The organism is Variovorax sp. P1_G12, assembly GCF_056405555.1.
Genome location: NZ_JBFUBW010000036.1, coordinates 1 through 23,231 on the forward strand (window position 1 = coordinate 1; position 23,231 = coordinate 23,231).

The 23,231-nt window shown below is 67.3% G+C and carries 29 protein-coding genes; 25 read left to right on the top strand and 4 right to left on the bottom strand.

The window, feature by feature from the left end; translation table 11 throughout:
• The first annotated feature begins 155 nt into the window (after positions 1-155).
• The 12 genes from AC1D2O_RS30745 (at position 156) to hisA (ending at position 9,761) form a co-directional block, all read left to right on the top strand.
• Positions 156-1,103 (top strand): ABC transporter ATP-binding protein, encoded by a 948-nt coding sequence (locus AC1D2O_RS30745; protein WP_478088882.1) that lies wholly within the window; start codon positions 156-158, stop codon positions 1,101-1,103.
• An 85-nt stretch (positions 1,104-1,188) separates the two neighbouring features.
• Positions 1,189-1,953, top strand: a complete 765-nt coding sequence (locus AC1D2O_RS30750) for an ABC transporter permease (protein ID WP_478088913.1) — start codon at positions 1,189-1,191, stop codon at positions 1,951-1,953.
• Positions 1,954-2,102: 149 nt separating this feature from the next.
• Positions 2,103-2,345 (top strand): BolA family protein, encoded by a 243-nt coding sequence (locus tag AC1D2O_RS30755; RefSeq protein WP_478088884.1) that lies wholly within the window; start codon positions 2,103-2,105, stop codon positions 2,343-2,345.
• 18 nt (positions 2,346-2,363) lie between these two features.
• Positions 2,364-3,650, top strand: a complete 1,287-nt coding sequence (gene murA, locus AC1D2O_RS30760; RefSeq protein ID WP_478158426.1) for a UDP-N-acetylglucosamine 1-carboxyvinyltransferase — start codon at positions 2,364-2,366, stop codon at positions 3,648-3,650.
• Complete coding sequence (gene hisG / locus AC1D2O_RS30765) at positions 3,647-4,285, top strand: ATP phosphoribosyltransferase (protein ID WP_442284735.1); 639 nt, start codon at positions 3,647-3,649, stop codon at positions 4,283-4,285. The genes murA and hisG overlap by 4 nt, the downstream gene beginning before the upstream one ends.
• On the top strand, positions 4,282-5,610 hold the full coding sequence (hisD, locus tag AC1D2O_RS30770) for a histidinol dehydrogenase (RefSeq protein ID WP_478088887.1): 1,329 nt from the start codon (positions 4,282-4,284) through the stop codon (positions 5,608-5,610). The genes hisG and hisD overlap by 4 nt, the downstream gene beginning before the upstream one ends.
• A complete protein-coding gene (locus AC1D2O_RS30775; protein ID WP_478158427.1) occupies positions 5,607-6,161 on the top strand; it encodes an LbetaH domain-containing protein in 555 nt (184 codons plus the stop codon). The genes hisD and AC1D2O_RS30775 overlap by 4 nt, the downstream gene beginning before the upstream one ends.
• On the top strand, positions 6,128-6,508 hold the full coding sequence (locus AC1D2O_RS30780; RefSeq protein ID WP_478088890.1) for a hypothetical protein: 381 nt from the start codon (positions 6,128-6,130) through the stop codon (positions 6,506-6,508). Before AC1D2O_RS30775 ends, AC1D2O_RS30780 begins: the two co-directional genes overlap by 34 nt.
• A gap of 7 nt (positions 6,509-6,515) precedes the next feature.
• Positions 6,516-7,607: a histidinol-phosphate transaminase gene (gene hisC, locus AC1D2O_RS30785; protein WP_478088891.1), complete on the top strand. Its 1,092-nt coding sequence runs from the start codon at positions 6,516-6,518 to the stop codon at positions 7,605-7,607.
• Positions 7,604-8,233 (top strand): imidazoleglycerol-phosphate dehydratase HisB, encoded by a 630-nt coding sequence (gene hisB, locus AC1D2O_RS30790; protein ID WP_478088892.1) that lies wholly within the window; start codon positions 7,604-7,606, stop codon positions 8,231-8,233. The genes hisC and hisB overlap by 4 nt, the downstream gene beginning before the upstream one ends.
• Positions 8,234-8,249: 16 nt before the next feature.
• Positions 8,250-8,900 (top strand): imidazole glycerol phosphate synthase subunit HisH, encoded by a 651-nt coding sequence (gene hisH / locus AC1D2O_RS30795; protein ID WP_478158428.1) that lies wholly within the window; start codon positions 8,250-8,252, stop codon positions 8,898-8,900.
• A 120-nt stretch (positions 8,901-9,020) separates the two neighbouring features.
• On the top strand, positions 9,021-9,761 hold the full coding sequence (gene hisA / locus AC1D2O_RS30800; RefSeq protein WP_478088895.1) for a 1-(5-phosphoribosyl)-5-[(5-phosphoribosylamino)methylideneamino]imidazole-4-carboxamide isomerase: 741 nt from the start codon (positions 9,021-9,023) through the stop codon (positions 9,759-9,761).
• Positions 9,762-9,894: 133 nt separating this feature from the next.
• Here the strand turns inward: hisA and AC1D2O_RS30805 are convergent, their stop codons facing one another.
• Positions 9,895-10,836, bottom strand: coding sequence for an amino acid ABC transporter substrate-binding protein (locus AC1D2O_RS30805; RefSeq protein WP_478088897.1), 942 nt, complete (start codon positions 10,834-10,836; stop codon positions 9,895-9,897).
• 9 nt (positions 10,837-10,845) lie between these two features.
• On the bottom strand, positions 10,846-12,153 hold the full coding sequence (locus AC1D2O_RS30810; protein WP_478158429.1) for a dicarboxylate/amino acid:cation symporter: 1,308 nt from the start codon (positions 12,151-12,153) through the stop codon (positions 10,846-10,848).
• A 161-nt stretch (positions 12,154-12,314) separates the two neighbouring features.
• Between AC1D2O_RS30810 and AC1D2O_RS30815 the strand changes: the two genes are divergently transcribed.
• From AC1D2O_RS30815 to tatC, 9 genes are all read left to right on the top strand, one after another.
• Positions 12,315-13,157, top strand: a complete 843-nt coding sequence (locus AC1D2O_RS30815) for a D-hexose-6-phosphate mutarotase (RefSeq protein WP_478088900.1) — start codon at positions 12,315-12,317, stop codon at positions 13,155-13,157.
• Between the two features lie 21 nt (positions 13,158-13,178).
• Positions 13,179-13,958, top strand: coding sequence for an imidazole glycerol phosphate synthase subunit HisF (hisF, locus tag AC1D2O_RS30820; RefSeq protein ID WP_478088901.1), 780 nt, complete (start codon positions 13,179-13,181; stop codon positions 13,956-13,958).
• Positions 13,959-14,195: 237 nt separating this feature from the next.
• Positions 14,196-14,597, top strand: coding sequence for a phosphoribosyl-AMP cyclohydrolase (gene hisI / locus AC1D2O_RS30825; RefSeq protein ID WP_478088902.1), 402 nt, complete (start codon positions 14,196-14,198; stop codon positions 14,595-14,597).
• A complete protein-coding gene (locus tag AC1D2O_RS30830) occupies positions 14,594-14,977 on the top strand; it encodes a phosphoribosyl-ATP diphosphatase (protein WP_478088904.1) in 384 nt (127 codons plus the stop codon). Before hisI ends, AC1D2O_RS30830 begins: the two co-directional genes overlap by 4 nt.
• 14 nt (positions 14,978-14,991) lie before the next feature.
• Positions 14,992-15,381, top strand: coding sequence for a DUF4870 family protein (locus AC1D2O_RS30835; RefSeq protein ID WP_478088905.1), 390 nt, complete (start codon positions 14,992-14,994; stop codon positions 15,379-15,381).
• Entirely contained in the window at positions 15,371-15,730 is a 360-nt protein-coding gene (locus AC1D2O_RS30840) for a histidine triad nucleotide-binding protein (protein ID WP_478088906.1), read from the top strand. The genes AC1D2O_RS30835 and AC1D2O_RS30840 overlap by 11 nt, the downstream gene beginning before the upstream one ends.
• A 65-nt stretch (positions 15,731-15,795) precedes the next feature.
• Positions 15,796-16,032 (top strand): Sec-independent protein translocase subunit TatA, encoded by a 237-nt coding sequence (tatA, locus tag AC1D2O_RS30845; protein WP_478088907.1) that lies wholly within the window; start codon positions 15,796-15,798, stop codon positions 16,030-16,032.
• A gap of 13 nt (positions 16,033-16,045) precedes the next feature.
• On the top strand, positions 16,046-16,504 hold the full coding sequence (gene tatB / locus AC1D2O_RS30850) for a Sec-independent protein translocase protein TatB (RefSeq protein ID WP_478088909.1): 459 nt from the start codon (positions 16,046-16,048) through the stop codon (positions 16,502-16,504).
• Positions 16,505-16,568: 64 nt separating this feature from the next.
• Positions 16,569-17,366, top strand: coding sequence for a twin-arginine translocase subunit TatC (gene tatC, locus AC1D2O_RS30855; RefSeq protein WP_478088910.1), 798 nt, complete (start codon positions 16,569-16,571; stop codon positions 17,364-17,366).
• A 25-nt stretch (positions 17,367-17,391) separates the two neighbouring features.
• Here the strand turns inward: tatC and AC1D2O_RS30860 are convergent, their stop codons facing one another.
• Positions 17,392-18,552 (bottom strand): trypsin-like peptidase domain-containing protein, encoded by a 1,161-nt coding sequence (locus tag AC1D2O_RS30860; protein WP_478158430.1) that lies wholly within the window; start codon positions 18,550-18,552, stop codon positions 17,392-17,394.
• Positions 18,553-18,765: 213 nt separating this feature from the next.
• On the opposite strand from AC1D2O_RS30860, the gene AC1D2O_RS30865 reads away from it, so the two are divergent.
• Entirely contained in the window at positions 18,766-19,539 is a 774-nt protein-coding gene (locus tag AC1D2O_RS30865) for a Nif3-like dinuclear metal center hexameric protein (RefSeq protein ID WP_478092272.1), read from the top strand.
• A gap of 11 nt (positions 19,540-19,550) precedes the next feature.
• Positions 19,551-20,600 (top strand): 4-hydroxythreonine-4-phosphate dehydrogenase PdxA, encoded by a 1,050-nt coding sequence (pdxA, locus tag AC1D2O_RS30870; RefSeq protein WP_478158431.1) that lies wholly within the window; start codon positions 19,551-19,553, stop codon positions 20,598-20,600.
• On the opposite strand, the gene mscL is transcribed toward pdxA, so the two are convergent.
• Positions 20,587-21,009 (bottom strand): large conductance mechanosensitive channel protein MscL, encoded by a 423-nt coding sequence (gene mscL, locus AC1D2O_RS30875; protein WP_442284713.1) that lies wholly within the window; start codon positions 21,007-21,009, stop codon positions 20,587-20,589. The genes pdxA and mscL overlap by 14 nt on opposite strands.
• A 177-nt stretch (positions 21,010-21,186) precedes the next feature.
• Here mscL and petA point away from each other — a divergent pair, with 177 nt between their 5' ends.
• Positions 21,187-21,810 (top strand): ubiquinol-cytochrome c reductase iron-sulfur subunit, encoded by a 624-nt coding sequence (petA, locus tag AC1D2O_RS30880; protein ID WP_478158432.1) that lies wholly within the window; start codon positions 21,187-21,189, stop codon positions 21,808-21,810.
• Positions 21,811-21,820: 10 nt separating this feature from the next.
• The gene (locus tag AC1D2O_RS30885; RefSeq protein ID WP_478092266.1) at positions 21,821-23,221 is read left to right on the top strand and encodes a cytochrome b; all 1,401 of its coding nucleotides are present in this window, start codon (positions 21,821-21,823) and stop codon (positions 23,219-23,221) included.
• The last annotated feature ends 10 nt before the right edge of the window (positions 23,222-23,231 follow it).

The following is a 23,231-nucleotide window of genomic DNA, read 5'->3' on the forward strand; positions in this document are numbered from 1 at the left end:
GAGCAGCGCCGGTTTTCAACGGCCGGCGCAGCCAGGCCCGTTGGTGGGCAGTCGCGGAACCGGCTTCGCCGGGCCGCTGACTGCGCCCCCGGTAGGGGGTGGGCGGCTACACGAAGTGAGCCAACCTGGGGGCGAGCTTAAAATGCTCCGTTCCAATGCCCGCGATCTCCTTCCAATCGGTCTCCAAGACCTACCCCGCCTCACGCCAGCAACGAAACCAGGGCAAACCTGGGCTTCGCGCTGTCGACGACGTGAGCTTCCAGATCGAGGAGGGCGAGTTCTTCGGCCTCCTGGGACCGAACGGCGCCGGCAAGACCACGCTGATCAGCATGCTCGCGGGTCTCGCGCGCCCGACCAGCGGCGCCATCGGCGTCCACGGCTTCGACGTGCAGAAGGACTACGCCCAGGCGCGCCGCCAGCTCGGCGTGGTGCCGCAGGAGCTGGTCTTCGACCCCTTTTTCAACGTCCGCGAGGCGCTGCGCATCCAGTCGGGCTATTTCGGCATCCGGAACAACGACGCCTGGATCGACGAACTGCTGCACAGCCTCGGCCTGGCCGACAAGGCGAATGCCAACATGCGGCAGCTCTCGGGCGGCATGAAGCGGCGCGTGCTGGTCGCGCAGGCGCTGGTCCACAAGCCGCCGGTGATCGTGCTGGACGAACCCACCGCAGGCGTCGACGTCGAGCTGCGGCAGACGCTGTGGCAGTTCGTGGCCAAGCTCAACAAGCAGGGCAGCACGGTGCTGCTGACCACCCACTACCTCGAGGAGGCCGAGGCGCTGTGCCATCGGATCGCAATGCTCAAGCAGGGCCGCGTGATCGCGCTCGACCGCACCAGCGAGCTGCTGCGCAATGCCGCCAGCAACGTGCTGCGCTTCAAGACCGACGGCATGCTGCCCTGGTCGATCGCGCAGCACGCGCGCATCACGGGTCGCATCGTGCAGTTGCCGGCGCAGAACGCCTATGAGGTCGAGCAGCTGCTGGCCGCGATCCGCGAAGCCGGTCTCGATGTCGAGGACGTCGAGATGCGCAAGGCCGACCTGGAGGACGTGTTCATCGACCTGATGGCCGGCGAGCAGACGCCGCTGGAGGTCGCCCGATGAGCGCCGCGCCGGGCCGCCCCAAGCAAGCGAACGCCCCCTCGGGGGGCAGCTCGGACACGCAGTGCCGGGCGTGGGGGCTCACATGATGATCAACGCGTTGGGGTGGCGGGCGCTTCTGTACAAGGAAACGCTGCGCTTCTGGAAGGTCGGCTTCCAGACCGTCGGCGCCCCGGTGCTGACCGCGGTGCTCTACCTGATGGTCTTCGGCCACGTGCTGGAGGATCACGTCAAGGTCTACGGCACGGTGAGCTACACGGCCTTCCTGGTGCCGGGCCTGGTGATGATGAGCGTGTTGCAGAACGCCTTCGCCAACAGCTCGTCGTCGATCATCCAGAGCAAGATCATGGGCAGCCTGGTGTTCGTGCTGCTGACGCCGCTCTCGCACTGGGGCTGGTTCTTCGCCTATGTCGGCTCGTCGATCGTGCGCGGGCTGGCCGTCGGCCTGGGCGTGTTCGTGGTGACGGCCTTCTTTGCCATGCCGGGTTTCGTGGCGCCGCTGTGGATCCTGGTGTTCGCCTTCCTGGGCGCCGCCATCCTGGGCACGCTGGGGCTGATCGCCGGCCTCTGGGCCGAGAAGTTCGACCAGATGGCGGTGTTCCAGAACTTCCTCATCATGCCGATGACCTTCCTGTCCGGCGTGTTCTATTCGATCGGCTCGCTGCCGCCTTTCTGGCAGACGGTGAGCCACCTGAACCCCTTCTTCTACATGATCGACGGCTTCCGTTTCGGCTTCTTCGGCGTCAGCGACGCCTCGCCGTGGCTGAGCCTGGCGATCGTCGGCAGCGCCTGGCTGGTGGTGAGCGCGATCGCGGTCCACCTGCTGCGCATCGGCTACAAAATCCGCGGATGAAATGAACCACCCCCGAAGCGCCTGCGGCGCCTCCCCCTCAAGGGGGCGATACCGGCGGCCCGGCAAAGCCGGCTCCGCGGTATCCCTGGCCTTGCGCCGGGACCGCTTCATGCGTCTCGGGTCACGCGATCGCGCGCTGGAAAACTGACATGACTGCAGAAGAATTGAAATCGATCATCCAGGCGGGCCTGCTCTGCGACCACATCACGCTCGAGGGTGATGGCCGCCACTGGTACGCCACCATCGTCTCGCCCGAATTCGAGGGCAAGCGCGCCATCCAGCGTCATCAGCGGGTCTATGCCACCCTGGGCGCGAAAATGCATACCGACGAGGTACATGCGCTCTCGATGAAAACCTTCACGCCTGCCGAATGGGCAGGCCAGTCTCGCTAGACCTCCGCTGGATTCCTCATGGACAAACTCTTGATTCGCGGCGGGCGCAAGCTTCGCGGCGAAGTACTCATTTCCGGCGCCAAGAACGCGGCGTTGCCCGAACTCTGCGCGGCGCTCCTGACCGACCAACCGGTCACGCTGCACAACGTGCCGCGCCTCAAGGACGTCGCGACCATGCTCAAGCTGGTCCACAACATGGGCGTCGTGGCCGAACGCGACGACAACGGCACGGTTCGCATCGATGCGCGTGCGCTCGAACTGCCCGAGGCGCCCTATGAGCTGGTCAAGACCATGCGTGCCTCGGTGCTTGCACTCGGACCGCTGTTGGCGCGCTTCGGCCGAGCCAGGGTCTCGCTGCCCGGCGGCTGCGCCATCGGCTCGCGGCCGGTCGACCAGCACATCAAGGGCCTGCAGGCCATGGGCGCCGAGATCGTGGTGGAGCACGGCTACATGGTGGCGCGCATCGGCGGCGGGCGCACGCGCTTGCACGGCGCCCGCATCACGACCGACATGGTGACCGTCACGGGCACCGAGAATTTCATGATGGCGGCCGTGCTGGCCGATGGCGAGACCGTGCTGGAGAACGCCGCCCAGGAGCCCGAGATCGCGGACCTGGCCGAGATGCTGATCGCGATGGGGGCGACGATCGAAGGCCATGGCAGCAGCCGCATCCGGATCCAGGGCGTCGAGCGGCTGAACGGCTGCACCCACCAGGTGGTGGCGGACCGGATCGAGGCCGGCACCTTCCTGTGCGCCGTGGCCGCGACCGGTGGCGACGTGTTCCTGAAGCATGGCCGGGCCGATCATCTCGACGCGGTCATCGAAAAGCTGCGCGAAGCCGGCGCGCAGGTGTCGGCGGTCGATGGCGGTATCCGCGTTCAAAGCCAGGGCCGGCTCAAGGCGCAGAGCTTCCGCACCACCGAGTACCCGGGCTTTCCGACCGACATGCAGGCCCAGTTCATGGCGCTCAATGCGATTGCCGAAGGCACCTCGACCGTGACCGAGACGATCTTCGAGAATCGCTTCATGCACGTCGACGAGATGCTGCGCCTGGGCGCCAAGATCCAGACCGACGGCAAGGTGGCGGTGATCGAGGGCGTCTCGCAGCTGTCCGGCGCCACCGTGATGGCGACCGACCTGCGGGCGTCCGCCAGCCTGGTGATCGCCGGCCTCGTGGCCGATGGCGAGACCATGGTGGATCGCATCTATCACCTCGACCGCGGCTACGACCGCATGGAAGGCAAGCTGCGCGGCCTGGGCGCCGACATCGAGCGGGTCAGCGGGTCGGCGGAGGTGCTGCCGTGATCACGCTCGCGCTTTCGAAGGGCCGCATCTTCGAGGAAACGCTGCCGCTGCTGGCCGCAGCCGGCATCGAGGTGACCGAGGATCCGGAGACCTCGCGCAAGCTGATCCTGGCCACCACGCGGCCCGATGTGCGCGTGGTGCTGGTGCGTGCGTCGGACGTGCCGACCTACGTCCAGTATGGCGGCGCCGACCTCGGCGTGACCGGCCTCGACGTGCTGCTCGAGCATGGCAACCAGGGCCTCTACCAGCCGCTGGACCTGCGCATCGCAGCCTGTCGCCTGAGCGTCGCGGTGCGCGCCGACTACGACTACGCTTCGGCCGTCAAGCAGGGCTCGCGCCTCAAGGTGGCGACCAAGTACGTCGGCCTGGCGCGCGAGTTCTTCGCCAGCAAGGGTGTGCACGTCGACCTGATCAAGCTCTATGGCAGCATGGAGCTGGCGCCGCTCACCGGCCTCGCGGACGCGATCGTCGACCTGGTCTCGACCGGCAACACGCTCAAGGCCAACCACCTGGTGGAGGTCGAGCGCATCATGGACATCAGCGCCCGCCTGGTGGTCAACCAGGCCGCGCTCAAGCTCAAGCAAGAGGCCATCCGCCACATCGTCGACGCCTTCGCATCGGCCATTCCGAAATGAACCTGAAAGCCGCCCCCGCCCGTCTCTCGACCGCTTCGGCCAACTTCGAGGCCGAATTCCAGGCGCGCCTGCATTGGTCCGCCGAGGCCGATGCCGCGATCGAGCAGGTGGTGGCCGACATCCTCGCCGACGTGCGGCGCCGCGGCGACGAGGCGGTGCTCGAGTACACGCGCCGTTTCGATCGACTCGACCTCGACAGCGTCGACGCGCTGGAACTGACGGCGGCCGAGCTTCGTTCCGCCTTCGAATCGCTGCCGGCCGAACAGCGGGAGGCGCTCGAAGCCGCCGCGCGCCGCGTACGCACCTACCACGAGGCCCAGAAGAAGGCCAGCGGCGAGAGCTGGAGCTACCGCGATGCCGACGGCACGCTGCTCGGCCAGAAGGTCACGCCGCTGGACCGCGTCGGCATCTACGTGCCGGGCGGCAAGGCCGCCTATCCGTCGAGCGTGCTGATGAACGCGATTCCCGCGCACGTCGCCGGTGTCGGCGAAATCATCATGGTCGTGCCCACGCCGGGCGGCGAGAAGAACCCGCTGGTGCTGGCCGCGGCGCACGTCGCAGGCGTGACGCGTGCCTTCACCATCGGCGGCGCCCAGGCGGTGGCGGCGCTGGCCTATGGCACGGCGACGATTCCGGCGGTCGACAAGATCACCGGGCCTGGCAACGCCTACGTCGCGGCCGCCAAGCGCCGGGTCTTCGGCACCGTGGGCATCGACATGATCGCGGGCCCGAGCGAGATCCTGGTGCTGGCCGACGGCAGCACCTCGCCCGAGTGGGTGGCCATGGACCTGTTCAGCCAGGCCGAGCACGACGAGCTGGCGCAGAGCATCCTGCTGTGTCCGGACGCCGGCTACATCGAGCGCGTGCAGCAGGAGATCGACCGGCTGCTGCCCTCGATGCCGCGCGCCGCGATCATCGCCGCCTCGCTCAGCGGCCGTGGCGCCCTGATCCAGACGCGCAGCATGGAAGAGGCGTGCGAGATCAGCAACCGCATCGCACCCGAGCACCTGGAAGTCAGCAGCACGGAGCCGCACCGCTGGGAACCGCTGCTGCGGCATGCGGGCGCGATCTTCCTGGGCGCCTACACCAGCGAAAGCCTGGGCGACTACTGCGCCGGCCCCAACCACGTGCTGCCCACCAGCGGCACCGCGCGTTTCAGCTCGCCGCTCGGCGTCTACGATTTCCAGAAGCGCTCGAGCCTGATCGAGGTCAGCGAGGAGGGCGCCCAGGTGCTCGGCCAGGTCGCCTCGGTGCTGGCGCACGGCGAGGGGCTGCAGGCGCATGCGCGGGCGGCCGAGTTGCGCCTGCGCGGCGCAACGCCGTGAAACCGGACGGCATGGATCTCAAGACCAGTCGGGGGCATCCCTGGACCCTGGGCCAGAAGCTGCGACGCGCTTCCTGGATGCTGGTCTGGGCCCTGCTGGGTCGCGTCGGGCCGCGCGCGCTGTCGCCGCTTCGGCTCTTCCTGTTGCGGCTCTATGGCGCCCGGCTCGGCGAGAAGGTGCTGATCAGCGCCGGCGTGAAGGTGCTGATGCCGTGGAATCTGGTGATCGGCGAGTACACCGCGATCGGCGAGGGCGTCGAGATCTACAACTACGGCGAGGTCCGGATCGGCAAGAACTGCTGCGTCTCGCAGCGGGTGTGGCTGTGCACCGGCACCCACGACTACAAGCGGCCCAGCTTTCCGCTGATCTGGGACGACATCCGCGTCGGCGACGGAGTCTGGCTGGCGGCCGAGACCTTCGTGGCGCCGGGCGTCACGATCGGCGATGGCGCCGTGGTCGGCGCCCGCTCGGTCGTGACGCGCGATCTCGAGGGCCACTGCGTCCATGCGGGGAACCCATGCGTGCTGATCAAGCCACGCCCGCGCGACTGATCCGCGCGGCGGGCGCCTGCCTGGCGCTGCTGATGCTGTCGACGCTCGCGCAGGCGATGTCGATCCGCGAACTGCGCCTGCTCGAGGCCAACGAGAAGGAGGGCAAGCTCTACGCCAACTACTACCTCGTCGGAGTCATGGAAGGTCTGCGCGAGGCCAGCGACGCGGAGCTGCGCGCGGGCCGCAAGCCGATCTTCTGCATCAACGGCCGCCGGCTCGAACCCGTGATGGCACGCTCGCTCTACCAATCCGAACTGACGCGCAACGCCGACAGCTACGAGGCCGACATGCCGGTCCAGCTGGTGCTTTCCGCCGCGCTGCGCAACAGCTACCGCTGCAACCCCTGAACTCCGAATGACTGCCACCGACGACACCCGCCGCGTACTGGGCCGCATCCGCGCCGACATCCAATCCATGCATGCCTATGCCGTGCAGGACGCCCGCGGCCTGCTCAAGCTCGACGCCATGGAAAACCCCCACGGCCTGCCGCCCGCGCTGCAGGCCGCGCTCGGACAGCGCCTCGGCGCCCTGGCGCTGAACCGCTACCCGGGGGAACGCGGCGCCGACCTGCAGCGAGCGCTGGCCGCCCATGCCGCCATGCCCGAGGGCTTCGCGCTGATGCTCGGCAACGGCTCGGACGAGCTGATCTCCTTGCTGGCGCTGGCCTGCGACCTGCCCGGTGCCGCGATCCTGGCGCCGGTGCCCGGCTTCGTGATGTACGCCGTGAGCGCCCAGCTGCAGGGGCTGCGCTTTGTCGGCGTGCCGCTGACCGCCGATTTCGAGCTCGACGAGACCGCCATGCTCGAAGCCATCGCCAGGGAGAAGCCGGCCATCGTCTTCCTGGCCTATCCGAACAACCCGACCGCCAACCTGTGGGACGACGCGGTGATCGAGAAGATCGTCCTGGCCCAGGGCGCGCAGGGCGGCCTGGTGGTGATCGACGAGGCCTACCAGCCGTTTGCCGGCCGCAGCTACATCGACCGCGTCGCGCGCCACGGCCACGTGCTCCTGATGCGCACGCTCAGCAAGTTCGGCCTGGCCGGAGCCCGGCTGGGCTACCTGATGGGCCCGGCGGCGCTGATTGCGGAGGTCGACAAGGTGCGCCCGCCCTACAACATCAGCGTGCTCAACTGCGAATGCGCACTGTTCGCGCTCGAGCATGCCGAGGTGTTCGCCGGGCAGGCGGCCGAGATCCGCGACCAGCGCGCGGGGGTGGTCGAGCGCCTGGCGCGGCTGCCGGCGGTCAAGAGCTGGCCGAGCGAGGCCAACATGATCCTGATCCGGGTGCCCGATGCCGCAAAGACCTTCGAAGGAATGAAGGCGCGCGGCGTGCTGGTCAAGAACGTTTCTAAAATGCACCCATTGCTCGCGAACTGCCTGCGCCTCACGGTCGGAACCGCCGACGAGAACGCGCAGATGCTCGCCGCCCTCGAAGCCTCACTATGAACACCCCTCTGGCACCCGAAGCCGTCGTCGCCACCGGCGCGCGCACGGCCTGCGTCACCCGCAACACGGCCGAAACCAAGATCACGGTCCAGGTCGACCTCGACGGCACCGGCCGCGCGAAACTGTCGACCGGCATCGGCTTTTTCGACCACATGCTTGACCAGATCGCCCGTCACGGCCTGATCGACCTCGACATCGACTGCCAGGGCGACCTGCACATCGACGGCCACCACACGGTGGAGGATGTGGGCATCACGCTGGGGCAGGCCGTGGCCAAGGCCGTGGGCGACAAGAAGGGCATCCGCCGCTATGGCCACGCCTACGTCCCGCTGGACGAGGCGCTGAGCCGCGTGGTGATCGACTTCTCCGGCCGCCCGGGCCTGGTGATGGACGTTCCCTTCACCAGTGGCATGATCGGCACCTTCGACAGCCAGCTGACCTACGAGTTCTTCCACGGTTTTGCCAACCACGCCTTCGTGACACTGCATATCGACAACCTCAAGGGTGTCAACGCGCACCACCAGTGCGAGACCGTGTTCAAGGCCTTCGCCCGGGCGCTTCGCTCCGCCCTGGAACTCGACCCGCGCTCCGCGGGTGTCATTCCTTCCACCAAGGGTTCGCTCTGAGCCGCCACGACGCCCAATGACCGCCAATACCGTCGCCGTCGTCGACTACGGCATGGGCAACCTGCGCTCGGTGTCGCAGGCCGTGCAGCACGCGGCCGACCAGGTCGGGGTGGAGGTGTTCGTCACCTCCGATCCGGAGGTGGTGCGCCGGGCCACCCGGGTGGTGCTGCCGGGGCAGGGTGCCATGCCCGACTGCATGCGCGAGCTGGCCGACTCCGGCCTGCTCGAGTCGGTGCTCGAGGCCGCGGCCAGCAAGCCGCTGTTCGGTGTCTGCGTCGGCATGCAGATGCTGCTGTCCCATAGCGACGAAGGGCCTACCGACGGCCTGGGCCTGATCCCTGGCGAAGTGCGCAGGTTCGAACTCGAGGGCCGCACGCAGCCGGACGGCAGCCGCTACAAGGTGCCGCAGATGGGCTGGAACCAGGTCTTTCAGACGCGGGCGCACCCGGTCTGGGCCGGGGTGCCCGACCAGAGCTACTTCTATTTCGTCCACAGCTTCTACGCCAGGCCCGCCGACGTCGCCCACAGCGTAGGGGAGGCCGACTACGGCGAGCGCTTTACCGCCGCCCTGGCACGCGATAATATTTTTGCAACCCAGTTCCACCCCGAGAAGAGTGCGGAGCACGGGTTGCAGCTCTATCGAAATTTCCTCCACTGGAATCCCTGACGCAGTGAACGCCCCCATCGCTCGGCCCCGGCCTGTGCCTGCCGGGTTCTGAGTACCATCGCGCATTCCCCCGCCCACTGTCCCCGTCCCCTTTCGTCCGCCACGCAATCCCGCATCACCATGCTTCTCATTCCTGCGATCGACCTCAAGGATGGCCACTGTGTTCGCCTCAAGCAAGGCGATATGGACCAGTCCACCACTTTCAGCGAAGACCCGGCCGCCATGGCGCGCAAATGGCTTGAAGCCGGTGCGCGCCGGCTGCACCTGGTCGACCTGAATGGCGCCTTTGCCGGCAAACCGCAGAATCATGCGGCGATCAAGGCGATCCTGAGGGAAGTCGGCGACGACATCCCGGTGCAGCTCGGTGGCGGCATCCGCGACCTGGACACGATCGAGCGCTACATCGACGACGGCTTGCGCTACGTGATCATCGGCACCGCGGCGGTCAAGAATCCCGGCTTCCTGAAAGATGCCTGCAGCGCCTTCGGCGGCCACATCATCGTCGGCCTCGACGCCAAGGACGGCAAGGTGGCGACCGACGGCTGGAGCAAGCTGACCGGCCACGAGGTCGCCGACCTGGGCAAGAAGTTCGAGGACTACGGCGTCGAGTCGATCATCTACACCGACATCGGCCGCGACGGCATGCTGTCGGGCATCAACATCGAGGCCACCGTGCGGCTGGCGCAGGCGCTCACGATCCCCGTGATCGCCTCGGGCGGGCTGTCGAACATGGCTGACATCGACAAGCTGTGCGCGGTCGAGCCCGATGGCGTCGAGGGCGTGATCTGCGGCCGTGCGATCTACTCGGGCGACCTCGATTTCGCCGCCGCCCAGGCTCGCGCGGACGAACTGGCGGCGTAACTAGCTCGCCCCCAGGTTGCCCGCACTTCGTGTCGGGCGCCCACCCCCTACCGGGGGCAACACCTGCGGCCCGGCAAAGCCGGTTCCGCGGTGTTTCACGAACGGGCCTGGCTGCGCCGGCCGGTGCAGCGGGCTATTCTGTCTTGACGGCCATGGTCTGGATGATGGTTTCGAGCTGCGGGCTCATGGGCAGGTCGAGGCTGGTGCCGGACGGCAGCTTGCGCAGGAACCAGCGCTTGTACTGGCGCTCGATCTCGCCGTCCTCGGCCAGCGCCTGGAAGGTGTCGTTGACCACCTTGGCCAGCTGCGGATCGTCCTTGCGGTACATCACGCCGTAGGGGTCGTACGAGAGGAAGTCGCCGACCACCTGGTAGTCGCTGGCACCTCCGGCGCCGCCCCGGTCCTGCGCGATCAGGCCGTACAGCAGCACCTCGTCGGTCGCGAAGGCCTCGGCCTGGCCGGACTTCACCAGCGCGAACGAATCGGCATGGTCGCGCGACACCAGCAGGTTCAGTCCCAGCTTGAAGCGCGCCGACAGGTCGCGCAGGGTCTTCTCGTTGGTGGTGCCGGCGGTCACGGCCACCGGCTTGCCGGCCAGGTCGCGGAACGACTGGATCGGCGAGCCCTTCTTCACCAGCAGCCGGGTGCCCGAGACGAACATCGTCGGCGAGAAGGCCACGCGTCTCTGGCGCTCCAGGTTGCTGGTGGTGGAGCCGCATTCGAGGTCGACCTGGCCGCTGACCACCGCATCGATGCGCGATTCGGCGGTCACGGGCAGCCAGCGGATGGCCAGCGTCTTGTGCACCGCATCGCTCATGGCCTCGACCACCGCCTTGCACAGCTCGATCGAGTAGCCGATCGGTTCCTTGCGCGGCGACAGGAAGGAGAACGGCACCGACGACTCCCGGTAGCCGATGACCACCACACCGGCGTCCCGTGCCCTGGCCAGGGTGCCGGTCAGGCTCGCCGGACCCGCCGGCGCCGGCTCGGGCTGCGCGAACGCGGCCGGCGCCAAGCCCAGTAGTGCGCCCAGCAGCACGGCGGCAGTCCCGAGGCGGATCCGGACGGGCGTCATGGCCGCTCCTCAGGCGTGCGCCGGATGGGCGAGGGTTGCGGCGCTCTCGGCATCCATGGCCCGCGCGTTGGCCGCGGCGTCGCTCTCGGAGAGCAGCTCGCCCTCCCACTTGGCCACCACCGCCGTGGCGATCGAATTGCCCACCGCATTGGTGGCGGAGCGCCCCATGTCCAGGAAGGTGTCGACGCCGAGGATCAGAAGCAGTCCGGCTTCGGGGATGTTGAACTGGTTCAGGGTCGCGGCGATCACCACCAGCGAGGCGCGCGGCACGCCGGCCATGCCCTTGGAGGTCAGCATCAGGATCAGCAGCATCGTGATCTGGGTGCCGATCGACAGCGGGATGTCGTAGGCCTGGGCGATGAACAGCACGGCGAAGGTGCAGTACATCATCGAGCCATCGAGGTTGAACGAGTAGCCCATCGGCATCACGAAGCTGGAGATCTTGCGCTTGACGCCGAAGCGGTCGAGCGCGATCAGGATCTTCGGATAGGCGGCCTCCGAACTGGCCGTTGCGAAGGACAGCAGGAAGGGCTCGCGGATCAGCTTCAGCAGCGTCACGATGCGTGGCCCCAGGAAGACAAAGCCGGCCAGTGCCAGCAAACCCCACAGCATGAACAGGCTCAGGTAGAAGCCACCCATGAAGACCGCGAACTTGAGCAGGATGCCCAGGCCGTTGGTGGCGACGGTGGCGGCCATCGCGGCCATCACGGCGAGCGGGGCGAGCTTCATCACGTAGCCGGTGATCTTGAGCATCGCGTGCGAGAGCTCGTCGATGGCGTTGATCAGCGTGCGCGCCTTTTCGCCGAGCGAGGCCAGGGCGACGCCGAAGAACATCGAGAACACCACGATCTGCAGGATCTCGTTGTTGGCCATGGCCTCGACGAAGGACTTCGGGACCACGTGGCTGATGAAATCCTTCAGCGTGAACTTGGAGGTCGCGAGGTTGGCGGAAGACCCGATGTCGGGCAGCGGCAGGCCCAGGTTGTGGCCCGGCTGCAGCAGGTTGGCCATGATCAGGCCCAGCACCAGCGAGATCAGCGAGGCGGTGATGAACCAGCCCAGCGCCTTGCCGAACACGCGGCCGACCGCGGCGGCGTCGCCCATGTGGGCGATCCCGACCACCAGCGTCGAGAAGACCAGCGGCCCGATCAGCATCTTGATCAGGCGCAGGAAGACGTCGGACATGATCGAGATGTAGCCCGCGATCTCGACCGCGGTCTTCTTGTCCGGGAAATTGACGAAGACCATGTAGCCGATCACGATCCCGATCAGCATCGCGATCAGAATCCAGGCTGCCGGCGGCAGTTTCCTTCTCATGGCGACTCCTTGTGCGAGTTGTTCTGAAGCGCGGATTCCGCCGGGGGCGCGCAACAGCTGCCGCCGGTTGAGCCCATTTCAAGCGAAATTCGCGCCGTTCGCAATGCCCCTGCGATTCCGATGGCGCATCGCGAGGACCGCCCCAAATCTAGAATCGGGCCATGACCTCCAGCGCCCTCGACTTTCGTGGCCAGCCGGCCGTGTGCCTCGCGCTGCCGGACGGCGGCAGCTGTACCGTGGCCTTGCATGGCGCCCATGTGCTGTCCTGGACCACGGCCGATGGCGTGGAGCGGCTCTACCTGAGCCCCGAGGCCCGCTTCGATGGCCAGAGCGCGATCCGCGGCGGCGTGCCGGTCTGCTGGCCGCAGTTCAATCAGCGCGGGTCGCTGCCCAAGCACGGCTTCGCCCGCAACCTGCCCTGGACCGCCGAGGCCCCCGAGGCCGCCGGCCGGCGCGACACCGTGGTGCTGACGCTGCGCGAGAGCGCGGCCACCCGCGCGCTCTGGCCGCATGCGTTCCGGGCCCGGCTGGCCGTCACCCTGGCGCCGCGGGCGCTGCGCGTCGCGCTCACGATCGACAACAGCGGCAGCGGCCCGTTGTCCTTCGCGGCCGCGCTTCACAGCTACCTGCGGGTCGACGATGTCACCTTGGCCCGGCTCGAAGGCCTGCAGGGTGCCAACCGCTGGGACGCGGTGCGTGACGACCGGCATGTCGACATGGCGCCGGCGCAGGGCTTCGGCAGCGAGTTCGACAGCGTCTACGCCGCGCCCGCCCGGCCGCTTCGGCTGGTGCAGCCTTCGGGCACACTCGAGATCTCGCAAAGCGCGAGCTGCACCGAGACCGTGGTCTGGAACCCGGGCCCGCAGCTCAGCGCCAAGCTCGACGACCTGCCCGACGACGGCTGGCGCCAGATGCTCTGCGTCGAGGCCGCACGCATCGACGAACCCGTGCTGCTGGCGCCCGGTGCCCAGTGGCAAGGCTGGCAACAGCTCACGGTCGCCTGAACCCATCGCCTGAACCACACCATGCTTGCCAAACGAATCATTCCCTGCCTCGACGTCACCGGCGGCCGCGTCGTCAAGGGCGTCAATTTCGTCGAACTGCGCGACGCCGGCGACCCGGTCGAGATCGCGGCGCGCTACAACGCGCAAGGCGCCGACGAGCTGACCTTCCTCGACATCACCGCCACCAGCGACGGCCGCGACCTGATCCTGCCGATCATCGAGGCGGTGGCCTCCCAGGTCTTCATTCCGCTGACCGTCGGCGGTGGCGTGCGCACGGTGGCGGACGTGCGCCGGCTGCTCAATGCGGGTGCCGACAAGACCAGCTTCAATTCGGCCGCGATCGCCAATCCCCAGGTGATCGAGGACGCCTCGCGCAAGTACGGCGCCCAGTGCATCGTGGTGGCGATCGACGCCAAGCGGCGCACGCCCGAGGACGCCGCCACGCGGGGTCCCGGCTGGGACGTCTACAGCCACGGCGGGCGCAAGAACACCGGCCTCGACGCCGTGCAGTGGGCCGTCGAGATGGCGCGCCGCGGCGCCGGCGAGATCCTCCTGACCAGCATGGACCGCGACGGCACCAAGAGCGGCTTCGACCTCGAACTGACGCGGGCCGTGAGCGATGCCGTCAGCGTGCCGGTGATCGCCTCCGGCGGTGTCGGCAGCCTCGAGCACCTGGCCGACGGCATCCAGACCGGAGGCGCCGACGCCGTACTGGCGGCCAGCATCTTTCATTTCGGAGAGTTCACGGTCGGCGACGCCAAGCGGCAGATGGCGGCGCGCGGGATCCCGGTCCGGCTGTGACCGACAATACCCGGATATGAAACACCCCCGAAGCGCCTGCGGCGCCCCGAGTCGCTGCCAGAGGCAGCGGCTCTTCGGGTCCGTCCAAGCCTGCGCAGGCAGGCTTGGAGCCGCGGACCTCAGCCCCTTGAAGGGGGCGATACCAGCGGCCCGGCAAAGCCGGTTCCGCGGTATCCCTGGCATCGGATCGCACCGGTTTCGTGCGGCGCGGGTCACGCGACAGCGTGTTGGAACGATATGAACTGGCTCGACGAAGTGAAATGGGACGCGAACGGCCTGGTGCCGGTGATCGCGCAGGAACAGGGCAGCAACGACGTGCTGATGTTCGCCTGGATGGACCGCGAGGCGCTCGCCAAGACCGCCGAGACCGGCCGCGCCGTGTACTTCAGCCGCTCGCGCAAGAAGCTGTGGTTCAAGGGCGAGGAGTCCGGCCATGTGCAGACCGTGCACGAAATCCGGCTCGACTGCGACAACGACGTGGTGCTGCTCAAGGTCACGCAGCAGGGCCATGAGCCGGGCATCGCCTGCCACACGGGCCGCCACAGCTGTTTCTTCAGCAAGTACGAGAACGGCCAATGGACCGTCACCGAGCCGGTCTTGAAAGACCCCGCTTCGATCTACACATCGTCCCCGAGATGAGCACTGAAACACGCAATGCGGAAGATGCGCTCGCGCGCCTGGCCGCTGTCATCGAGAGCCGGCTGCCGGCACGCGGCGGCGACCCCGACCAGAGCTACGTCGCGCGCCTGCTGCACCGGGGCCCGGACGCCTTTCTCAAGAAGATCGGTGAGGAAGCCACCGAGGTCGTGATGGCCGCCAAGGACGCCGACCACGGCGGAGACCGCTCGAAACTGGTGAACGAAGTGGCCGACCTGTGGTTCCACAGCATGGTGGCGCTGGCGCACTACGGTTTCTCGCCCGCCGATGTGGTGGCCGAGCTCGAGCGCCGCGAAGGCACCAGCGGCATCGAGGAAAAGGCCCTGCGCAAGGCGCAGGACCGCGAAGCTTCCAACGACTGAAAGGAGCGCACGCCATGCCCAACGACATCGTGACCGTCGAGCCCGACGACTCGCTCAAGACCTGGGGCTGGGTCAGTTACATCCTGCATCTGGTGGTGGCGGTCGGCGCCGTGCTGCCCGGCGCCCAGGCTTCGATCGGCCTCCTGCTGATCGCGCTGGTGATCGACCTGGTCAAGCGCGAGGACGCTGCCGGCAGCTGGCAGGCCTCGCACTTCAGCTGGCGCATCCGTTCGGTGCTGTGGGCTGGCGTGCTGTACGTGCTGACTTCATGGTTGTGGCTGCTCTTTCTCGTGCCGGGCTGGATCGCCTGGGCACTGATTTCGCTTTGGTTCCTCTATCGCATCGTCAAGGGGATGGTGCGCATGAACGCGGGCCGACCCATGGAAACAGGCAATGTCATCTGACCCGAACTGCATCTTCTGCAAAATTATCGAGGGCAAGATCCCGTCGCGCAAGGTCTACGAGGATGACGAGTTGTTCGTCTTCAACGACATCGCGCCCTGGGCGCCGGTGCATTTCATGATCGTCCCGAAACGCCACATTCCGTCGATGGCGCAGGTGACGTCCGACGACGCGGCGTTGCTGGGCAGAATCATGGCCCTGGCGCCCAAGCTGGCGGTCGAGCAGGGCTGCCGGCCCTACCCCCAGGGCGGATTCCGCATCGTGGTCAACACGGGCGCCGAAGGCGGGCAGGAGGTGCACCATCTCCATGTGCACGTCATGGGCGGGCCCCGGCCATGGCTCAGGGGCTGATAGCCATCATTTCGGCCGGTCATTTCGCGGCGACTAAAATCCAACACATTCTTCAGGAGTAATCCATGGGTTCACTTTCCATCTGGCACTGGCTGATCGTGCTGCTCGTCGTCGTGATGATCTTCGGCACCAAGAAGCTCCGCAACATGGGATCCGACCTGGGCGGCGCCGTGAAGGGCTTCAAGGACGGCATGAAGGATGGCGCCTCGACCGACGCACCTGCCGCCCCGAATGCCCAGGTGACCGGCAACGCCACCGCCGACAAGTCGACGATCGACGTCGAAGCGCGTCAGAAGTCCTGAGCCAGACCGATCCGTGATCGACCTCGGCATCTCGAAACTGGCCCTCATCGGCGCGGTGGCGCTGATCGTCATCGGGCCGGAGAAGCTGCCGCGCGTGGCGCGCACCGTGGGCACCTTGCTCGGCAAGGCGCAGCGCTACGTGAATGACGTCAAGGCCGAGGTCAACCGCTCGATGGACCTCGACGAACTGCGCAAGATGAAGGACACGGTGCAGGATGCGGCGCGCGATGTCGAGCAGAGCATCCAGTCCAGCGCCAGCGATTTCGAGAAGCAGTTCTCCGAAAGCGGGCAGACGCTCTCCGCGCTGTCCGACACGGTGCCTTCCTTCCCCGAGTACAAGCACCCACGCAAGAACTGGCGCCTGAAGCAGGGCGCCACGCCACAGTGGTACAAGGCGCGCAACGGCGTGCGCACCAAGGCGCTGTCGGGCGCGGCGCGCGTGGCCCGTTACCGCCCCCACAAGATCAACTAGCGCAAGCTGGTGACCCGGCCCGCGCGCAGCGCGTGCCGGATTCCCGAGCGCAGCGTCCCCCCACATGGCCGACCCCACCGACAAGAACAAAGAAGACGAACTGGCCGGCACCGAGCAGCCCTTCGTCCAGCACCTGATGGAGCTGCGGGATCGCCTGCTCTACTGTGTCTACGGCCTGGTCGTGGCCGGCCTTTTGCTGGCCATCTGGCCCGGGCCGGCCGGCCTGATCGACATGATCGCGGTGCCGATCCGCGCCCACATGCCGCCGGACGCCAAGCTGATCGCGATCGGCGTCTTCTCGCCCTTTTTCGTGCCGCTCAAGGTGCTGGGGATGACGGCGGTGCTGCTGGCGCTGCCCTGGCTCATGTACCAGTGCTGGATGTTCGTGGCGCCGGGCCTCTACAGCCACGAGAAGAAGTTCGCGCTGCCGCTGATCTTCTTCGGCAGCCTGCTGGCCTATGGCGGCATCGCTTTCGTGCAGTTCTTCGTGCTGGACAAGATGTTCGGCTTCATCCAGAGGTTCACGCCGCCGTCGGTCAATGCCACGCCCGACATCTCGTCCTACGTGGAGGCGATCCTTTCGCTCTACATCGCCTTCGGCGTCGCCTTCCAGGTGCCGATCGTGGTGATGCTGCTGGTGCGCTTCGAGCTCGTCACGATCGAGAAGCTGCGTTCGTTCCGCGGCTATTTCATCGTGCTGGCGTTCGTCGTCGCCGCGGTGCTGACGCCGCCGGACGTGGTCTCGCAGCTCGCGCTCGCGATCCCGATGTGCCTGTTGTACGAGGTCGGCATCATCGGCGCGCGCTACTTCTCGAAATTCACCAAGCCGACGGAAGAAAGCGCCGACTCGGCGCAGTCCTGAATTCCGGCCCCGCCGGGATTTCGATTCACTCGGTCTCGTTCGGCGTCCGCCGCACCGGCGACCGCGGCCGCAGGCCCGGCGTGACGTCCAGCTCCAGCTTGTCGCTGCCGCGCTGCAGCGCGAAGCGGGTTGCCGTGCCGGGCTTGAGGCCTGCCACCGCGCTCAGCAGTTCCTGGGTGTTGCCGATGCTCTTCTCGCCGACGCCGGTGATCACGTCGCCGGGGCGCACGCCGGCCTTGGCCGCCGGGCCGTTCTGCAGCACGCCCGTGATGATCACGCCGGCGCTCGCCTTGACGCCGAAGGTCTCGGCCAGCTCGGGCGAGAGGTCGTTCGGCTCGACGCCGATCCAGCCGCGCGTGACCTTGCCGGCCGTCACGATGTCCTCGAGCACCTGCTTGGCGGTCGAGACCGGAATCGCGAAGCCGATGCCCATGCTGCCGCCCGAGCGCGAATAGATCGCGGTGTTGATGCCCTCGAGGTTGCCGTTGACGTCGATCAGCGCCCCGCCCGAGTTGCCCGGGTTGATGGCTGCGTCGGTCTGGATGAAGTTCTCGAAGGTGTTGATGCCGAGCTGGTTGCGCCCGAGCGCCGAGACAATCCCGCTGGTGACCGTCTGGCCGACGCCGAAGGGGTTGCCGATGGCCAGCACCTGGTCGCCGACCTGCAGCGCGTCGGAGTTCCCCAGCACGATCACCGGCAGCTTGTCGAGCTCGATCTTGAGTACCGCGAGGTCGGTGTCGGGGTCGGTGCCGATCACCTTGCCGCGCGCATGGCGGCTGTCGTTGAGCGTGACGTCGATCTCGTCCGCGCCTTCGACGACATGGTTGTTGGTGAGGATGTAGCCGTCGGCGCTCACGATCACGCCGCTGCCGAGCCCCACTTGTGGCTGGTCGCCCTGGTCGCCGAAGAAGAAACGGAACCACGGGTCGTCGTTGCGCGGCGAGCGCTGCGCCGCCTTGCTGGTGTTGATGCTGACCACCGCCGGCGAGGCCTTCTTGGCCGCGGCGCTCAGGCTGCCGGCGGTGGGGGGGCCGGCGGGCGCGGTGGGGGCCTCGATCACAGAGACCAGGCCGCTGAGCGGGCCGATGCGCCGGTTCAGCCACTCGGGCTTGAGCGTCGCGACGACGAAATAGGCCGCGAGCAGGATGGTCACGGCTTGGGCGAACAGCAGCCAGGTGCGTTTCATGAAGAGGCGGGCGAGACGTGGTGGGAAGAAATGGAGGGGCGGGCGTTGCGCCGTGGCCGGCGCCGAAGCTCCGATTGTCCCTCAAGGCTTCCGCTGTCCGGGCCCCCCGCACACCCCAGTGCACAAGGAGGAATTGGGGATAACCCTTGGAATTCATGGGTTTGCAGTCGGATGCGCTGCCGAGCCTGCGCCCGCCGGGGCCACAATGGCGCGATGAGCACCACCCGCCACGAACTCCTGCATGCGTTCGACCTGTTGCTTGCGCCCGCGCGTTTCAAGGACTACGGGCCCAACGGCCTGCAGGTCGAAGGCCGCATCAAGGTGCGAAAGATCGTCTCCGGCGTGACCGCGAGCCGGGCGCTGATCGAAGCCGCGATCCACGCCGAAGCGGATGCGATCTTCGTCCACCACGGCCTGTTCTGGCGCGGCCAGGACGGCTGCGTCACGGGCTGGATGCGGCAGCGCCTCGGCCTGCTGCTCGGCGACGACGTCAACCTGTTCGCCTATCACCTGCCGCTCGACGCCCACCCCGAGCTCGGCAACAACGCACAGCTCGGGCTTCGGCTCGGCCTGGTCGCGCATGCGGGTTCGACCGGCCGCTTCGGCGAGCAGGAGCTCGGCTTCCTCGGCGCGCGTGACAACGGCGAGGTCTTCGCGAGCGCGAAGCAGCTGGCCTCGCACGTCGAGAAAGCGCTCGGCAAGCCGGTCACGCTGGTGGAGGGCGCGCCGCGTCCGATCCGCAACATCGCCTGGTGCACGGGCGGCGCCCAGAGCTATTTCGAGGCGGCGGTCGCGGCCGGCGCCGATGCCTTCATCACGGGCGAGATCTCGGAGCCCCAGGCCCACTACGCCCGCGAGCTGGGCGTCGCCTTCCTCGCCTGCGGCCACCATGCCACCGAACGCTATGGCGCCCCGGCCGTCGCGGGCCATGTGGCGGCGCAGCTGGGGCTGACGCACGAATTCATCGACATCGACAATCCGGCGTGAGCTTCGAACCTTTGTCCCCCATCGCTGTCACGCTCGGCGACCCCGCGGGCATCGGGCCCGAAATCATCGCGAAGGCCTTTCGCGATGCGGCCGATGACTTGCGCGGATGTTTCGTGGCCGGCGATGTCGGCATCGTGCGCCGTGCCGCGCAGGCGATCGCTGCCGCCGGGGCACCGGCCTTGCCGGTCGCGCTGATCGAAGCGGCGCGCGACGTGCGCGATACGCCGCCGGGCTGCATCCCCGTACTGCAGGTGGTCGCGCCGCCTGGCGCGGTCATCGCGCACGGCGCGATCAGCGCGGCGGCGGGCCGCATCGCCGGCGATTGCGTGGTCTGGGCCGCACGCGCCGCGCTACGCGGCGAGATCGCCGCGATCGTCACTGCGCCTCTGCACAAGGAAGCGCTCGCGGCGGCCGGCTTCCCCTATCCGGGCCACACCGAATTGCTGCAGGCCGAGGCGGCCGCCCATCTCGGCCGGCCACTGTCCGAGGTGCCGGTGCGCATGATGCTTGCCAACGACGAGCTGCGCACCGTGCTCGTGAGCATCCACATGTCGCTGCGCCATGCGATCGAAGCCGTGAGTTTCGATGGTGTGCTGCAGACGCTGCGCATCGCGCACCAGGCGCTCGGGGCGGTGCTCGGGCGAGCGCCCAAGATCGGGGTGGCGGGCCTCAATCCGCACGCGGGGGAGGGAGGCCTGTTCGGCTCCGAGGAGCGCGAGATCATTGCACCGGCGATCGCGGCCGCGCGGGCCGAAGGCATCGATGCCGACGGGCCCCATGCGCCCGACACCGTCTTCATGCGCGCCCGCGCCAAGGCCGACGGCGCGGGCGAGTTCGACGTGGTGATCGCGATGTACCACGACCAGGGATTGATCCCGGTGAAGTACCTGGGCGTGGAGAAGGGCGTGAACGTGACGCTCGGCCTGCCGCTGGTGCGCACCAGTCCCGATCACGGCACCGCGTTCGACATTGCGGGCACCGGCCGGGCCGACGCCTCCAGCCTGATCGAGGCCGTGCGGATGGCCCGGTCGCTGGCCCCTGCGCGCCTCACGAACGCTTGAGGCTGTCGCGGATCTCGCGCAGCAGCACGGTGTCTTCGGGCGTCGGCGCCGGCGCCGCTTCGCTGGTCTTGCGCAGCTTGTTGATCTGCTTGACCATCAGAAAGATGATGAAGGCCAGGATCACGAAGTTCACCGCGATGGTGATGAAGTTGCCGTAGGCCAGCACCGGCGCGCCGGCCTTCTTGAGCTCCACCAGCGTGTCGGCCACGCCGGCCGGCCTGGGCCCGAGCACGATGTAGAGATTCGAGAAGTCGAGCTTGCCGAAGATGAGGCCGACCAGCGGCATGATGATGTCGCTCACCAGCGAGTCGACGATCTTGCCGAAGGCTGCACCGATGATCACGCCGACCGCCAGGTCGATCACGTTGCCCTTGACGGCAAATTCGCGGAACTCTTTCAGAAAGCTCATGTCGTGCACCTCTTCCGGGGATTGTTTTGAACGGCGGCCAGTATAGGGGTGGGGCTTTGTGTCGATGTCCGATCGAGGGCTCGCGTCGCGCGCCGCGCCGACGTTGAAATCGCCGCTTACGCTCCGCTACAATCGCGGGTTGACCCAAGCCCCTAGCGAAGAAGATTGAGGATCCCCATGAGTGACAGTACCGTGAGCACCGCCGGCCGACCCCGGATCGACACCAGCAAGCGGACATGGTTGATCGCATCAGGCTGCGCAGGCGCAGTGGGTGGTGTGGCCGTGGCCGTGCCGTTCGTGAGCTCGTTCCAGCCGTCCGAGAAAGCCAAGGCTGCCGGTGCGCCGGTCGAGGCGGACATCGGTGCCCTGCAGGTCGGCGAGAAGATGACCGTCGAATGGCGCGGCAAGCCGGTCTGGATCCTCAAGCGTTCGCCGGCGCAAGTCGCCGAGTTGCCCAAGCTCGATCCGCTGCTCGCCGATCCGCAATCCAAGCGCAACCCCGACGAGTTCACGCCGCCCTACGCCCGCAACGACCACCGTTCGATCAAGCCCGAGATCCTGGTGGTCGTGGGCATCTGCACCCACCTGGGCTGCTCGCCCATCGACAGGCTCCAGGCCGGCCCGCAGGCCTCGCTGCCCGACAACTGGGAAGGCGGCTTCCTGTGTCCCTGCCACGGCTCGACCTTCGACCTGGCCGGCCGCGTCTTCAAGAACAAGCCGGCACCCGACAACCTGCCGGTGCCGCCGCACATGTATCTCTCCGATACGCGCATCTTGATCGGCGACGACAAGAAGGCTTGAGGAGCAAGACATGGCTGAATTCAACGAAATCTCCCCCAACGCACCCGCCGGCGAGAAGCTGCTCAACTGGGTCGACAACCGCTTCCCGCTGACCAAGCTCTGGAACGACCAGTGGGGCAAGTACTACGCGCCGAAGAACTTCAACTTCTGGTACATCTTCGGTTCGCTCGCGATGCTGGTCCTCGTGATCCAGATCGTGACCGGCATCTTCCTCGTGATGCACTACAAGCCCGACGCCGCGCTGGCGTTCGGCTCGGTCGAGTACATCATGCGCGACGTGCCGTGGGGCTGGCTGATCCGCTACATGCACTCGACGGGGGCCTCGGCCTTCTTCATCGTGGTCTACCTGCACATGTTCCGCGGCCTGATGTACGGCAGCTACCGCAAGCCGCGCGAGCTGATCTGGATCTTCGGTTGCGCGATCTTCCTGTGCCTGATGGCCGAGGCCTTCATGGGCTACCTGCTTCCGTGGGGCCAGATGAGCTACTGGGGCGCCCAGGTGATCGTGAACCTGTTCGCCGCGATTCCCTTCGTCGGTCCTGACCTCGCGCTGCTGATCCGCGGCGACTATGTGGTGAGCGACGCCACGCTGAACCGCTTCTTCAGCTTCCACGTGATCGCCGTGCCGCTGGTGCTGCTCGGCCTGGTGGTCGCCCACCTGATCGCGCTGCACGAAGTGGGGTCCAACAACCCCGACGGCATCGAGATCAAGGCCAACCGCGGCGCCGACGGCCATCCGGTCGACGGCATCCCGTCGCACCCGTACTACACGGTGCACGACATCTTCGGCGTGGTGGTGTTCCTGACGATCTTCTCGGCCGTGATCTTCTTCGCGCCCGAGGCCGGCGGCTACTTCCTCGAGTACAACAACTTCATCCCGGCGGATTCGCTCAAGACGCCGAACCACATCGCGCCGGTCTGGTACTTCACGCCCTTCTATTCGATGCTGCGTGCCATCACCAGCGAGATGATGTATGCGCTGATCGCCTGCGTGGTCGGTGCGGCCGCCTACGGCGTCCTGAAGGCCCGCTTCCCCGCCTTCATCAAGGCCGGTGTCGCGGTCGTCGCCGTCGGCGTGGTCGCGATGATGCTGTCGATCGACGCCAAGTTCTGGGGTGTGCTGGTGATGGGCGGCGCGGTCGTCATCCTGTTCTTCCTGCCCTGGCTCGACCACAGCCCGGTCAAGTCGATCCGCTATCGCCCGAGCTGGCACAAGTATGTCTACGGTGTGTTCGTCGTCAACTTCGTGGTGCTCGCCTACCTCGGCGTGCAACCGCCGTCGCCGATCGGCGAGCGCGTGTCGCAGATCGGAACGCTCTTCTATTTCGGTTTCTTCCTGCTGATGCCGTGGTGGAGCCGCCTCGGCGAATTCAAGCCGGTCCCCGAGCGCGTGGTTTTCAACGCTCACTGACCGGGAGACA

What these genes read in the sequence shown, in the direction of transcription:
- AC1D2O_RS30745 (WP_478088882.1), top strand. Translation starts at nt 156, where the DNA reads ATGCCCGCGATCTCCTTCCAATCGGTCTCCAAGACCTACCCCGCCTCA.
- AC1D2O_RS30750 (WP_478088913.1), top strand. Translation starts at nt 1,189, where the DNA reads ATGATCAACGCGTTGGGGTGGCGGGCGCTTCTGTACAAGGAAACGCTG.
- AC1D2O_RS30755 (WP_478088884.1), top strand. Translation starts at nt 2,103, where the DNA reads ATGACTGCAGAAGAATTGAAATCGATCATCCAGGCGGGCCTGCTCTGC.
- murA (WP_478158426.1), top strand. Translation starts at nt 2,364, where the DNA reads ATGGACAAACTCTTGATTCGCGGCGGGCGCAAGCTTCGCGGCGAAGTA.
- hisD (WP_478088887.1), top strand. Translation starts at nt 4,282, where the DNA reads ATGAACCTGAAAGCCGCCCCCGCCCGTCTCTCGACCGCTTCGGCCAAC.
- AC1D2O_RS30780 (WP_478088890.1), top strand. Translation starts at nt 6,128, where the DNA reads ATGCGTGCTGATCAAGCCACGCCCGCGCGACTGATCCGCGCGGCGGGC.
- hisC (WP_478088891.1), top strand. Translation starts at nt 6,516, where the DNA reads ATGACTGCCACCGACGACACCCGCCGCGTACTGGGCCGCATCCGCGCC.
- hisB (WP_478088892.1), top strand. Translation starts at nt 7,604, where the DNA reads ATGAACACCCCTCTGGCACCCGAAGCCGTCGTCGCCACCGGCGCGCGC.
- hisH (WP_478158428.1), top strand. Translation starts at nt 8,250, where the DNA reads ATGACCGCCAATACCGTCGCCGTCGTCGACTACGGCATGGGCAACCTG.
- hisA (WP_478088895.1), top strand. Translation starts at nt 9,021, where the DNA reads ATGCTTCTCATTCCTGCGATCGACCTCAAGGATGGCCACTGTGTTCGC.
- AC1D2O_RS30805 (WP_478088897.1), bottom strand. Translation starts at nt 10,836, where the DNA reads ATGACGCCCGTCCGGATCCGCCTCGGGACTGCCGCCGTGCTGCTGGGC.
- AC1D2O_RS30810 (WP_478158429.1), bottom strand. Translation starts at nt 12,153, where the DNA reads ATGAGAAGGAAACTGCCGCCGGCAGCCTGGATTCTGATCGCGATGCTG.
- AC1D2O_RS30815 (WP_478088900.1), top strand. Translation starts at nt 12,315, where the DNA reads ATGACCTCCAGCGCCCTCGACTTTCGTGGCCAGCCGGCCGTGTGCCTC.
- hisF (WP_478088901.1), top strand. Translation starts at nt 13,179, where the DNA reads ATGCTTGCCAAACGAATCATTCCCTGCCTCGACGTCACCGGCGGCCGC.
- hisI (WP_478088902.1), top strand. Translation starts at nt 14,196, where the DNA reads ATGAACTGGCTCGACGAAGTGAAATGGGACGCGAACGGCCTGGTGCCG.
- AC1D2O_RS30830 (WP_478088904.1), top strand. Translation starts at nt 14,594, where the DNA reads ATGAGCACTGAAACACGCAATGCGGAAGATGCGCTCGCGCGCCTGGCC.
- AC1D2O_RS30835 (WP_478088905.1), top strand. Translation starts at nt 14,992, where the DNA reads ATGCCCAACGACATCGTGACCGTCGAGCCCGACGACTCGCTCAAGACC.
- AC1D2O_RS30840 (WP_478088906.1), top strand. Translation starts at nt 15,371, where the DNA reads ATGTCATCTGACCCGAACTGCATCTTCTGCAAAATTATCGAGGGCAAG.
- tatA (WP_478088907.1), top strand. Translation starts at nt 15,796, where the DNA reads ATGGGTTCACTTTCCATCTGGCACTGGCTGATCGTGCTGCTCGTCGTC.
- tatC (WP_478088910.1), top strand. Translation starts at nt 16,569, where the DNA reads ATGGCCGACCCCACCGACAAGAACAAAGAAGACGAACTGGCCGGCACC.
- AC1D2O_RS30860 (WP_478158430.1), bottom strand. Translation starts at nt 18,552, where the DNA reads ATGAAACGCACCTGGCTGCTGTTCGCCCAAGCCGTGACCATCCTGCTC.
- AC1D2O_RS30865 (WP_478092272.1), top strand. Translation starts at nt 18,766, where the DNA reads ATGAGCACCACCCGCCACGAACTCCTGCATGCGTTCGACCTGTTGCTT.
- mscL (WP_442284713.1), bottom strand. Translation starts at nt 21,009, where the DNA reads ATGAGCTTTCTGAAAGAGTTCCGCGAATTTGCCGTCAAGGGCAACGTG.
- petA (WP_478158432.1), top strand. Translation starts at nt 21,187, where the DNA reads ATGAGTGACAGTACCGTGAGCACCGCCGGCCGACCCCGGATCGACACC.
- AC1D2O_RS30885 (WP_478092266.1), top strand. Translation starts at nt 21,821, where the DNA reads ATGGCTGAATTCAACGAAATCTCCCCCAACGCACCCGCCGGCGAGAAG.